Raw genomic sequence first — 12,316 nt, forward strand, 5'->3', positions numbered from 1 at the left:
TGGGTGCCGTGGTGCCGGTCCTCGGTGCCGTGGTGCCGGTCCTCGGTGCCGTGGTGCCGGTCCTCGGTGCCGTGGTGCTGGCCCTCGGTGCCGTGGTGCCGGTCCCGGGTCACCTAGTGCTGGTGCCGGGTCCCCTCGTGCTGGTCGGCGATCCCCTTGTGCTCGGCGATCCGGGCGAACTCCTCCACGGTCAGGGACTCGCCGCGGGCCTGGGGCGAGACGCCCGCCGCGACGAGGGCCGCCTCGGCCGCCGCCGCCGATCCGGCCCAGCCGGCCAGCGCGGCCCGCAGCGTCTTGCGGCGCTGGGCGAACGCGGCGTCCACGGCGGCGAAGACCTCCGCCTTGGAGGCCGTGGTCCGCACCGGCTCCGCGCGGCGGGTCAGGGCGACCAGCCCGCTGTCGACGTTCGGCGCGGGCCAGAAGACACTGCGGCCGATCGCCCCGGCCCGCTTCACGTCCGCGTACCAGTTGGCCTTCACCGAGGGGACGCCGTACACCTTGGAGCCCGGCGGGGCGGCCAGCCGGTCGGCGACCTCCGCCTGCACCATCACGAGCGTGCGCTCGATGCTGGGGAAGGTGGCGAGCATGTGCAGCAGGACGGGAACGGCCACGTTGTAGGGGAGGTTCGCGACGAGTGCGGTGGGCGGGGGGCCGGGCAGGGTGTCCACCCGCATCGCGTCGGAGTGCACCAGCGCGAACCGCTCCGCCCGCTCCGGCAGCCGCGCCGCGATGGTCGCGGGCAGCGCGCTAGCGAGTACGTCGTCGATCTCGACGGCCGTGACCCGGTCGGCCACCTCCAGCAGCGCCAGCGTCAGCGAACCGAGCCCCGGCCCGACCTCCACCACCACGTCCTTGGGCCCGACCTCGGCGGTGCGCACGATACGGCGGACCGTGTTCGCGTCGATCACGAAGTTCTGGCCGCGCTGCTTGGTGGGCCGCACACCGAGCGCCCCCGCCAGTTCACGGACATCGGCGGGGCCCAGCAGGGCGTCGGTGGAGCTGTTCACTGCACCAGGGTACGGGCCACGCCGACGGGGCGTGACGGCCCGGGGGAGGTGACGCCCTGGCCGGGGCGAGCCTCTTGGATACGGGGCGGGCGGGGACACCTTGAGCGCGCGGAACAGTGGCCCTCCCTGGAGCGCAGGATCCCCCGGGCGCGAAACGGGGACGGACCTTCAGGCGCGCGGGACCAAAGACCTCCTCGGACGCGAGAGCCACCCTCGGGCACGAGGCGGAGACCCTTCGGACGCGAGATGGGCGGCGGAACGCGGAACGCGAGGACGGGGGACACGGGGGCGCTGGACACAGGACGCGCGGCGGCGGCAGCCAGGGAGACCCTTCGGCCCGCGACGAGGCCCCCGGACGGGCGCCCCCGCCGCAGCCCGCCACGCAGCGCCGGACCGGCGCCCCCGTCAACCGCCCAGCCGCGCCCCGCAGTGAGGCCACGGACTCGCCCCGCGCTGCACGTACAGCTTCTTCGCGCGGAGGGTCTGTTCGGTGGCGGGGGCGTCCTGGGGGCGGCCGGAGCCGCCGAGGCTCTGCCAGGTCCGGGTGTCGAACTGGTAGAGGCCGCCGTACGTACCCGAGGGATCCACCGCACCGGGACGGCCGCCGGACTCGCAGGCCGCGAGGCCCGGCCAGTCGAGATGGTCGGCGCCCGCGACGGACGTCGGCATCGGCTTGGTGCCCACCCGCACCAGCCGGGTCTCCGGCTCGCGCACCACCTCGGAGCCGACCAGGCGCGGCTTCTGCCGGACCCCGTTGACACTCCGCACGGCGTACGTGTCCCGGCGCAGACCCGGCCGCCCGGCCTGGTCGATGACCTCGCTGCCCCGGAACAGCGCCGGGTCCTCGGTGCGCCGCACGGCGAACGGGATCGCCTCCTCCCGGACCTCCTGCGAGCCGGTGATCCGCAGCACGGTGACCGTCTGCCCGTCCCTCGGGAAGCCGGCCGCCGGGACGGACAGGGTGTCCTCGCCGCGCAGGGTGATCCCGGCCGCCGCGACCGCCTCGCCCACCGTCGCCGCGTTGGTGCGGACCGTACGGGCGCGGCCGTCGGCCATGACGGTGACCGAGCGCTCGGTGCGCACATCCAGCGTGAGCCCCTCGCGCCCGATACGCCGGGAGCGTGCGGCGGAGAGATACGCGCCCTCCGCGCGCACCCCGATCTGCTGGAGCGCCTCGCCGACCGTGCGCCCGGTGGTCCACACCTCGTGCCGGTCGCCGTCCAGGGTGAGCCGGACCGGACGGCCGTAACGGACGGTGATCTCGTCGCCGCTGGTCAGCGCGGTACCGGGGGCGGGCGCGAGCACATCGTGGGCGCCCACCTCGACGCCCTGGTCGGCCAGCAGTTCCGTCACGTCGTCGGCGAAGGTGTGCAGCGCGCGGGGGTGCCCGTCGACGGTCAGCTCCACCGCCTTGTCCTTGGCGACGAACGCCGTGGTCCCCCCGGCCAGGAAGGCGACGACCAGCGCCCGGGGCAGAAGGCGGCGGACCGTACCCGCCGGGCCGGGGCGGCGGCGGTGACCATCGGGTGGGGGAGGTACGGGGGTGCCTGCCTGCCGGGGGAAGTGAACGTCGGCCACGGTGGGGTGCTCGTAGGCAGGCGCGTAAGTGTCGTACGAGGACCCGTACGTGCCGTACATGTCGTGCGCGGCGTACGTGTCGTCGTCCTCGTACGTCACCCCGTACGGCAGCGTCGCCGTCTCGTACGCGGGGACGTACGGACGGACGTACGGGCGGACGTATGCGGGGACATGCTGCTGCGGCTGGGACTGCTGCTGGGGCCGGTCATAGAAAGAGTCCGGAGTGCTCACGCCGACACGCTCCTGGGGCCAGGGGTCCGGACGGGTCCGGTTCGGGCCCCAAGAAACTAGCGGAGCGCCCGTCACTCTCCAAAGCGGCACAGCCACGGAGAGTGGCGGTGCGGTCGGGTCAGTAGGCGAACGCGCGGGCGGTGTTCGCGGCGAGGGCCGCCGCCAGCTCGTCCTCCTCGACGCCGCGCACGGCGGCCATCGCGCGCACGGTGACCGGAATGAGATAGGGGGCGTTGGGCCGTCCGCGGTACGGGGCCGGGGTCAGGAAGGGGGCGTCGGTCTCCACCAGGAGCAGCTCCGGCGGCGCGATGGCCACCGCGTCCCGCAGGTTCTGGGCGTTCTTGAAGGTGACGTTGCCGGCGAAGGACATGTAGTAGCCCGCGCGGGCGCAGATCTCGGCCATCTCGGCGTCGCCGGAGTAGCAGTGGAAGACCGTCCGCTCGGGAGCGCCCTCCTCCTTCAGGACGCGCAGGACATCGGCGTGGGCGTCGCGGTCGTGGATGACCAGCGCCTTGCCGTGCCGTTTGGCGATCTCGATGTGGGCGCGGAAGGAGCGCTCCTGGGCGGCCTTGCCCTCGGGGCCGGTGCGGAAATAGTCGAGCCCGGTCTCGCCGACCGCCTTGACCTGCGGGAGGGCGGCCAGCCGGGCGATCTCGGCGAGTGCCTCGTCCAGCGCCGGGTCACCGCCCGCGACCCGGGCGCCCTGCCGGGACCAGCCGTCGGGGTCGCCGTGCACGATACGGGGCGCCTCGTTGGGATGCAGGGCGACGGCCGCGTGGACGGCGTCGTACGCCGCCGCCGTCTCGGCCGCCCAGCGGGAGCCGGCGAGGTCGCAGCCGACCTGCACGACCGTGGTGACCCCGACGGACGCGGCTTTGGCGAGGGCCTCCGCGACCGTGCCCGCCTGCATGTCGAGGTGGGTGTGCGAGTCGGCGACCGGTATCCGCAGGGGCTGCGGGAGCGGCGGCGCGGAGTTCTTGCCGGAGGCGTCCGAGCGGCGTGAAGTCTCTGAGGGGTCGTTCGCAGGCATGCCCCGATCCTACGGAAACCGCGGCCGGCGCCCGCCTGGCGGGAACGGCCTCGGACCCGGCGGGGGAGGCCGTCCCGCCGGGTCCGAACTCAGGTGCCGGGCTCAGCTGGCCCGGCGGTGGAAGGGGTGGAGCAGGTCGGACAGATGCCAGTGGTGGTGCTCGCGCTTGGCGGAGTCCGGGCCGTCCTGGTCACCCCGGTCACCCTGGTCGCCCTGCGCCGGGACGGCGGGCCGGGCGGTGCTGCGTCGCGCCGCCTCCCGTGCGCCCGACACCTGGCCGGCGGCCATGATCCGCAGTACGTGACCGCCGCAGTTGCCGCAGGTCGGCCGGTTCAGCGGGGACGGCACGACCTCGCCGTCCGCCACGTACAGCACGAAGAGGCGACCGTCGGCGTCCGTGTGGTGCTCTATCTCGTACGACTGCTCCCAGCCGTGCCCGCACCTCATGCAGGCGAAGGAGTAGGACTCATGGACGACGGCGCCCGCCGCGCTGCGGAGGCCGGGGTGCCCTGCGATCTCGCTCATGCCAGCTCCTGTGGTCCGCTGGACAGTGCCCCCGGCGTGAACCCACGGATCCACGGACCCCGTCGGAGGCGGGAACGGGTGCGTTCCCTCCGTCCAGAGAACGCCTCCCGGCCCCCGGACGCACTCCCCCTGTAGAGAGTTGGCCACGACTTGTACGTTCCTTGCCGAAACCCCCGGAGGCCCCCACTCCACTTTGCCGAAGCATGGGGCATGGCCTGAAAGACACGGCCCGGCAACGCCCCAAAGGGGCGCGGGGCTGTTTCGATATGCGGCTCCGCCGCGTGGGCGCGACCAGCCACAACGGACGGAAAGCCCGCATCAAACCGAACCCCCCACCCCAAACCCGCCCCCCTACCCCACAGACCGCTTCGCAGCAACAACCGCATCAAACACAACCCGCTTAGCCACCCCCACCTCCAAAGCCACCGCGGCGATCGCCTCCTTCCGCCGCTCCCCCGCCTCCTCCCGCACCCGCACCCGCCGCACCAGCTCCCCCGCGTCGATCTCCTCGCCCCCGCGCTCCGGCGCCCCCTCCACCACCACGGTGATCTCCCCGCGCACCCCCTGCGCGGCCCACGCCGCCAGCTCGGTCAGCGGGCCGCGGCGTACCTCCTCGTACGTCTTGGTCAGTTCGCGGCACACGGCTGCGCGGCGGTCGCCGCCGAACGCCTCGGTCATCGCGGCGAGGGTGGCGGCGAGGCGGTGCGGGGCCTCGAAGTAGACGAGGGTGCGGCGCTCGGCGGCGGCCTCGCGCAGCCGGGACAGCCGTTCGCCGGCCTTGCGCGGCAGGAACCCCTCGAAGCAGAAGCGGTCCACCGGCAGCCCGGACAGCGCGAGCGCGGTGAGCACGGCGGACGGTCCCGGTACGGCGGTCACCCGCACGTCCCGCTCGACGGCGGCGGCGACCAGCCGGTACCCCGGGTCGGACACCGAGGGCATCCCGGCGTCGGTCACCAGCAGCACCCGGGCGCCGCCCACCAGTTCCTCGACCAGCTCCGGCGTACGGGCGCTCTCGTTGCCCTCGAAGTACGACACCACCCGGCCCCCCGGCGTCACGCCGAGCGCCTGGGTCAGCCGGCGCAGCCGCCGGGTGTCCTCGGCGGCGACCACGTCCGCGCCCGCCAGCTCCTGCGCCAGCCGGGGCGGCGCGTCCGCGAGATCGCCGATGGGGGTGCCCGCCAAAACAAGGGTTCCAGTCACCCCCCCATCCTCCCAGGGGCGGACCAGCGGCGAGGGGCCCGGTGGCCCGCCGCTCCCCCTCGGTCCCCGGATCCGTACGAATCGGACGCATCACCACCCATCCCACCCATGCGCGGGACTCCCATAGAAGGGTTCCCTACGATGGCGCGGTGACCAGTACCGCGTCCTCCGCGTCCTCGACGGACACCCGGCATGACCAGGCCCCGCCCGACCGGCGGCCGGCATGGCAGCAGCGGCTGCGCCGTTTCGGCTACGTGGCGCGCGGCGGCGCGGGCGGCGACGTGCGGGAACGGCTGGTGCCGCCGTACGCGGAACCCGGTCCCCGGCTGTGGACGGCGCTGGGGGTACCGCACCACCTGGCCACCCGGATCGTGCGCTGGTCCGGCTGGGGCGGCCCGCTGCTGGTCACACTGTTCGCGGGGGTGCTGCGGTTCTGGGACCTGGGCGATCCGAAGAAGGTGATATTCGACGAGACGTACTACGCGAAGGACGCGTGGGCGCTCGTCCACCGGGGCTTCGAGGTCAACTGGGACAAGGACGTCAACGATCTCATCCTGTCCTCCGGCGGAAATGTGCCGATCCCCACGGACGCGGCGTACGTCGTGCATCCGCCGGTCGGCAAGTACGTCATCGGCCTGGGCGAACTGATCTTCGGGTTCGATCCGTTCGGCTGGCGGTTCATGACCGCGCTGCTGGGCACCCTGTCGGTCCTGCTGATCTGCCGGATCGGGCGCCGGCTGCTGCGCTCGACGTTCCTGGGCTGTCTGGCGGGCGCGCTGCTCGCGGTGGACGGCCTGCACTTCGTGATGAGCCGCACGGCGCTGCTCGACGGGGTGCTGATGTTCTTCGTGGTGGCGGCCTTCGGCGCGCTGGTCGTCGACCGGGACAAGGCGCGCGCCCGGCTGGCCGCCGCGCTGCCGGTGGACGCGGACGGCAGGGTCCGCCCGGACGCGCACATCGCCGACACCGCCCGCCTGGGTCTGCGGCCCTGGCGCTGGACGGCCGGTCTGATGCTGGGCCTGGCGATCGGCACCAAGTGGAACGGCCTGTACGTCCTGGCCGCGTTCGGCCTGATGACGGTCCTGTGGGACGTCGGCTCGCGCAAGGTGGCGGGCGCCCGGCACCCTTACCGCGCGGTCGCGAAGTACGACCTGGGCCTCGCCTTCGTCGCCCTCGTGCCGGTCGCGATCGTCACGTACGTCGCGTCCTGGATCGGCTGGATCCTCTCCCCGTCGGACGGCACCGGCGGCTACTACCGCAACTGGGCGGCCACCGACGGCAAGGAAAGCTCCTGGTCCTGGCTCCCGGACTGGCTGCGCAGCCTGTGGCACTACGAGTCCCAGGTGTACGACTTCCACGTCCACCTCCAGTCACCGCACACGTACGAGTCCAACCCGTGGAGCTGGCTGGTCCTGGGCCGCCCGGTCTCCTACTTCTACGAGTCCCCCGCCCCCGGCACCGACGGCTGCCCGGCGGACGCGGGCGAGAAGTGCGCCCGCGAGGTGCTGGCGCTGGGCACGCCGATGCTGTGGTGGGTGGGCATCTTCGCCCTCGCCTATGTGCTGTGGCGCTGGTTCTTCCGCCGTGACTGGCGGGCGGGCGCCATCGCCTGCGCGGTGGCCGTCGGCTATCTGCCCTGGTTCCTCTACCAGGAGCGCACGATCTTCCTCTTCTACGCCGTCGTCTTCATCCCCTTCATCTGTCTCGCGGTGGCCATGCTCCTGGGCGCCCTCATCGGCCCACCGGGCTCCTCCGACACCCGCCGCGTCGCGGGCGCGACCGGGGCGGGGGTGCTGGTCCTGCTCATCGCGTGGAACTTCATCTATTTCTGGCCGATCTACACGGGCCAGGCGATCCCCATCGATGACTGGAGGTCGCGGATGTGGCTGGATACATGGGTGTAGTGCCGGAAAGGTGTGGGTCGCGCCGGAACGTGTGTGTAGTGCCGGAAGCGTGCGTGTAGTGCTGCGGAGGGGGATGCGGGATGAGGGGACGTCACAGGGCCGGGCTCGCCGGGGCGGGGGTCGCGGGGATGCTGATGCTCGCGGGGTGCGCCGACCGCAGCGAGGTGGTCACCTGGACCGATGAGCACGGCCGGGCCTGCACGGGGGTCGCGGTGGTGGACGCGGACGGGGACCGGGAGATCAGCGCCATCGACTGCGACTATCCGCCGGAGGGGCGGACGCCGGGCGCGTCGACCTGGCAGCCGTTGCCGGACCCGGACTGAGGGCGGGCGCTCCGCGCGGGCCGGATACGTGCTTTATGCACCGGTTCTGTGTCTCAGGTCTGCCACCGTCCGGGAACAGCCGTCACAACTCTCTCCCGAGACACCTACAGTTCGACTCGCCCGGGTTTCTGAACGCGTTCGGATGGTGCGCGTGTCGCCGGGCCTGCGATCTGAGGATCAACGGGGCAACGGGGAGGAGCCGCGCCATGCGCAAGGGGGTCAAGGGCGCCATCGTCGGGACGGTGTTCGCCGGGATGGTGGGTGCCGCCGGGTACGGGGCCTTCACCATGGTGGCCGCGCTGGACGGGGACGGCGGGTCCGGGTCGGCCGGCGCCGAGGTGAAGAAGTCCGGGCCGCCGAGCGCGGACGAGGTCGAGGAGACCAGCGCCGAGTTCTTCGCGGCGTGGGAGAAGGGCGACGGGACGGCCGCCGCCGGGCTGACCAACAACCAGTCGGTGGCGGGGCCCCTTCTGCTGGCCTTCGACCAGGAGGCCCGGATCGGGGACGTGACGATCACGCCCGGCGCGGCGACCGGCACCACCGTCCCGTTCTCCGTGAAGGCAACGGTGTCATTCGAGGGCGAGAGCAAGCCGCTCGCCTACGACAGCTCGCTCACCGTCGTGCGCGGCGAGACCACCGGCAGGGCACTGGTCGACTGGGAGCCGTCCGTCGTGCATCCCGACCTCAAGGACGGGGACACGCTGGTCACCGGTCAGTCGGCGCAGCCGCCGATCGAGGCCGTCGACCGGGACGGCAACGTCCTGACCGAGGAGAAGTACCCCTCGCTCGGCCCGATCCTCGACGAACTGCGCGACAAGTACGGCGAGCAGGCGGGCGGCACACCCGGCGTCGAGCTGTCGATCCGGCACACCACGACCGGCGCCGCCGACACCCCGCTGCTGACCCTCTCCGAGGGCGAGCCGGGCGAGCTGCCCACCACGCTCAGCGCGGAGGTGCAGGCCGCCGCCGAGCAGGCCGTCGAGGAGTACGACGAGTCGTCCGTCGTCGCCGTCAAGCCGAGCACCGGGGAGGTGCTCGCCGTCGCCAACAACCGCGCGGACGGCTTCAACGCCGCGTTCCTCGGGCAGGTGGCGCCCGGTTCGACCATGAAGATCATCAGCGCCGCGATGCTCATCGACAGCGGGCTGACGACGGCGAACGGGCCGGCGCCGTGTCCGGACACGGCGCTGTGGGAGGGCCAGACCTTCAACAACCTGGACACGCTGGAGCCGAACGAGGGCGCCACCCTCGCCGATACCTTCGCCCGGTCCTGCAACACCGGGTTCATCAAGTACACCGACGACCTCGATGCCGACTCCCTCACGCGCGAGGCCGAGGAGGGGTTCGGGCTCGGCCAGGACAACTGGAAGGTCGGGATCCCGTCGTTCGACGGGTCGGTCCCCGCGGTCGAGGGGCCGGACATGGCGGCGAATCTGATCGGCCAGGGGCAGGTGCAGATGAGCCCCCTCACCATGGCGTCCGTGACGGCGACCGCCCTCACGGGGACCTTCCGGCAGCCGGTGATCGTGCCGCAGAGCCTGGACGGGCGGGAACTGGCCACGGCGGAGGGGCTGTCGGCGGACACGGTGTCGCAGCTGCGGTCGATGATGAACCAGACGGCGGTGAGCGGGACCGGGGCGGCGGCGATGGCGGGGCTGAGCGGGAGCATCGGCGCGAAGACGGGGTCCGCGGAGGTGGATGGTCAGGACGTCGCCAACAGCTGGTTCACGGGGTATCGCGATGATGTCGCCGCGGCGGCGATGACGGAGGAAGGCGGCCACGGGGGCGACGCGGCGGGCCCGATCGTGGCGACGGTACTGAAGGCGGGCTGACCGGGGTGCGGGTGCGGGCCGGGGCATATCACTCACCCGCGCCGGCGGGGTACCGCCGCGCCCACCCGTGCCGCCCCAGCGGCACGACTGCCCGCAGCGATGGCAGATGGCGGCGGCGGCTGGAGCAGGCGGCGGATGGTGGCGCAGGCCGGCCCCCACCCCCCAGGGGCGCGGGGAACTGCGCGACCAGCCACCCACCACCCGCACCCGGCCGCCGGCAGACGCGCCCCATGTCACAACCCTGTCCGAACTCCCCCTGATGAAGGGCCCCGCACAGAACGGGACTCTAGGCTGGTGAAGTCGTTGGCACGGTGAGTGTCGGGCAGGTCTGCGGGACCGCAAGAACGCGGAGGTTCGAAACAGCGTGGGCAACAGAAGGCGCGTCGCCGAGCGACGGAAGACGAGGCCGGCCGTCATCGGCGGAATGATCGCCGCGGTCGTGGGCGGAGCCGGACTCGGCGTCTACGCGCTCTACGGCGGTGGGGCCGCCGAGGCGGAGACCGCGTCCGCCACCGAGCAGGGGACCAAGTCCGTGAAGTCCGGCCCCCTGTCGGCGACGGAGGTCACCACCGCCGCGCGCACCTTCCTCACCGCCTGGCAGCAGGGCCAGGTCGGCGAGGCCGCCGCCGCGACCACCGACGCCACCGCCGCGACCACGCTGCTGACCGGCTACACCGAGGACGCCCGCATCGAGGACGTCACCCTCACCGCGAAGACCCCGCAGGGCGCCGAGGTGCCGTTCGCGGTGGAGGGCACCGTGACCTTCGAGGAGACCAGCAAGCCACTGTCGTACACCAGTTCCCTCACCGTCGTCCGCCGGGAGTCGGACGGCGAGCCGCTGGTGGAGTGGCACTCGGCGGTCGTGCACCCCGAACTCCAGGACGGTGACACGCTGGTGACCGGCGAGGCCGGGACCCCGCCGGTCACGGCGCTGGACGCGGAGGGCGGGGAGCTGACGGAGAAGGAGTACCCGTCGCTGGGGACGGTGCTGGACGGGCTGCGGGAGAAGTACGGCGAGACGGCCGGCGGCACCGCTGGCGTGGAGCTTCGGGTCGTACGCGGCGAGGAGTCCAAGGCGAAGGACGCCGCCGACAAGACGGTGCTGGAGCTGAGCGAGGGCACGCCGGGCACGGTCGAGACGACGCTGAGCCCGACGATGCAGGCCGCCGCCGAGGCGCAGGTGGCGAAGAAGGACCGGTCCTCCGTCGTCGTGATGCGTCCGTCGACCGGCGAGATCCTCGCCGTCGCCAACGCCGACCCGGGCTTCAACACCGCCTTCCAGGGCTCCCTCGCACCCGGGTCCACGATGAAGGTGGTCACCGCCTCGATGCTGATCGAGAAGGGGCTGGCGTCGGCGGACGAGGACCACCCCTGCCCGAAGTACTTCACCTACGGCAACTGGAAGTTCCAGAACCTCGACGAGTTCGAGATCAAGGACGGCACCTTCAAGGACAGCTTCGCCCGGTCCTGCAACACGGCCTTCATCAGCCAGGCGCCCGAGCTGGCGGACGACGATCTCACCAAGCAGGCCCAGCAGGTCTTCGGCCTGGGCCTGGACAACTGGGCCATAGGCGTACCGACCCTCGACGGTTCGGTGCCGGTGCAGTCGGACGCGCAGATGGCGGCCTCGCTGATCGGCCAGGGCGGCGTGCGGATGAACCCGCTGAACATGGCGTCGGTGTCCGCGACCGTCAAGGAGGGTGTCTTCCATCAGCCGTATCTGGTCGACCCGTCCGTCGACGGCCGTACCCTCGCCACCGCCTCCCGCACGATGTCCGCCGCCACCGCCGGGGAACTGCGCGAGCTGATGGCCTACACGGCGGCCTCCGGTACGGCGGCGGAGGCGATGTCCGGGGTCACCGGGGACATCGGCGCGAAGACCGGCTCGGCGGAGGTCGACGGGCAGGAGGAGCCCAACGGCTGGTTCACGGCGTACCGGGGCGATCTGGCCGCGGCCGGTGTGGTCCAGGAGGGCGGGCACGGCGGCTCGACGGCGGGCCCGATGGTGGCGGCGCTGCTCAAGCTCGGCGGCTGAGATCCGGCCCAGTGAGGTCCGGCTCGGTGAGGTCCGGCCCAGTGAGGTCCGGCTCGGTGGGGTCCGGCTCATTCAGATCCGGGGGCCTGGGAGAGGCGGCCGACCGGCCCCCCGCCAGATACGTCCGCCGCAGGAACCGCATCAGCGTCTTGGTGTCGAACTGCACCACCGAGACCCCGGACGCCGAGTGGAACTCGACCACGGCCTGCACCCGCCCCAGCGGCCACACCTTGACCTCGCCCGTGCCGGCGGGCTCGCGCAGCCCCTGTTCCAGCAGGGTGCGGGAGAAGGTCCACTCGTGCGGGCCGGGCAGCCCGATCCGTACCGAGCGGGGGTCGGTCTCCGGGTCGTAGCGCAGCACGACGGGGACGGCGTCGGTGTCGTCGGGGATGTCGGCGTCGGTGACTATGTGGGCTCGCGCGTACTGTTCGACTGCGGACATCGGACGGCCCCTTACCCTGCGTGACCTGCGCTGCCTGTGTGCAAGCTGTGCATCCCGCCCCACATCCAATGTCCCACATTTTCCGGATCCCGCCCCCCGGCGGGAGCGCTTACCGGCACCCCCGACACCCCCCCACCCCCCTTAATCGCCGATCTCCGTATACGCACACGAGACGTTCCCGACACCCATCCGCTCTTGCACAGGGTTCG

9 protein-coding genes and 1 pseudogene are annotated in these 12,316 nt (G+C 72.6%); 4 read left to right on the top strand and 6 right to left on the bottom strand.

Annotated features, from left to right (window positions below):
- Window positions 1-113 precede the first annotated feature (113 nt).
- The 5 genes from rsmA to rsmI form a co-directional block, all read right to left on the bottom strand.
- Entirely contained in the window at window positions 114-1,007 is an 894-nt protein-coding gene (gene rsmA, locus ACFRFC_RS08830) for a 16S rRNA (adenine(1518)-N(6)/adenine(1519)-N(6))-dimethyltransferase RsmA (RefSeq protein ID WP_382689708.1), read from the bottom strand.
- Between the two features lie 405 nt (window positions 1,008-1,412).
- The gene (locus ACFRFC_RS08835; protein ID WP_382689866.1) at window positions 1,413-2,645 is read right to left on the bottom strand and encodes a ubiquitin-like domain-containing protein; all 1,233 of its coding nucleotides are present in this window, start codon (window positions 2,643-2,645) and stop codon (window positions 1,413-1,415) included.
- Window positions 2,646-2,934: 289 nt separating this feature from the next.
- Window positions 2,935-3,846, bottom strand: a complete 912-nt coding sequence (locus ACFRFC_RS08840) for a TatD family hydrolase (protein WP_382689710.1) — start codon at window positions 3,844-3,846, stop codon at window positions 2,935-2,937.
- Window positions 3,847-3,948: 102 nt separating this feature from the next.
- Window positions 3,949-4,371, bottom strand: a complete 423-nt coding sequence (locus ACFRFC_RS08845; RefSeq protein WP_382689712.1) for a hypothetical protein — start codon at window positions 4,369-4,371, stop codon at window positions 3,949-3,951.
- Window positions 4,372-4,722: 351 nt separating this feature from the next.
- Window positions 4,723-5,571 carry a 16S rRNA (cytidine(1402)-2'-O)-methyltransferase gene (gene rsmI, locus ACFRFC_RS08850; protein ID WP_382689714.1) on the bottom strand — a complete coding sequence of 283 codons (849 nt, stop codon included), beginning with the start codon at window positions 5,569-5,571 and terminating at the stop codon, window positions 4,723-4,725.
- Between the two features lie 149 nt (window positions 5,572-5,720).
- Between rsmI and ACFRFC_RS08855 the strand changes: the two genes are divergently transcribed.
- The 4 genes from ACFRFC_RS08855 to ACFRFC_RS08870 all read left to right on the top strand — a co-directional run bounded on the left by ACFRFC_RS08855 (window position 5,721) and on the right by ACFRFC_RS08870 (window position 11,665).
- On the top strand, window positions 5,721-7,475 hold the full coding sequence (locus ACFRFC_RS08855) for a dolichyl-phosphate-mannose--protein mannosyltransferase (RefSeq protein ID WP_382689716.1): 1,755 nt from the start codon (window positions 5,721-5,723) through the stop codon (window positions 7,473-7,475).
- Between the two features lie 80 nt (window positions 7,476-7,555).
- Complete coding sequence (locus ACFRFC_RS08860; protein WP_382689718.1) at window positions 7,556-7,798, top strand: hypothetical protein; 243 nt, start codon at window positions 7,556-7,558, stop codon at window positions 7,796-7,798.
- Between the two features lie 206 nt (window positions 7,799-8,004).
- Entirely contained in the window at window positions 8,005-9,630 is a 1,626-nt protein-coding gene (locus tag ACFRFC_RS08865) for a penicillin-binding transpeptidase domain-containing protein (RefSeq protein WP_382689720.1), read from the top strand.
- A gap of 364 nt (window positions 9,631-9,994) precedes the next feature.
- Complete coding sequence (locus ACFRFC_RS08870) at window positions 9,995-11,665, top strand: penicillin-binding transpeptidase domain-containing protein (protein ID WP_382689722.1); 1,671 nt, start codon at window positions 9,995-9,997, stop codon at window positions 11,663-11,665.
- Window positions 11,666-11,777: 112 nt separating this feature from the next.
- On the opposite strand, the pseudogene ACFRFC_RS08875 reads toward ACFRFC_RS08870, so the two are convergent.
- Window positions 11,778-12,107, bottom strand: a pseudogene (locus tag ACFRFC_RS08875) (SsgA family sporulation/cell division regulator); the annotation flags it as partial.
- Window positions 12,108-12,316 lie beyond the last annotated feature (209 nt).

This window comes from Streptomyces sp. NPDC056734 (assembly GCF_042790455.1).
Classification (GTDB): Bacteria; Actinomycetota; Actinomycetes; order Streptomycetales; family Streptomycetaceae; genus Streptomyces.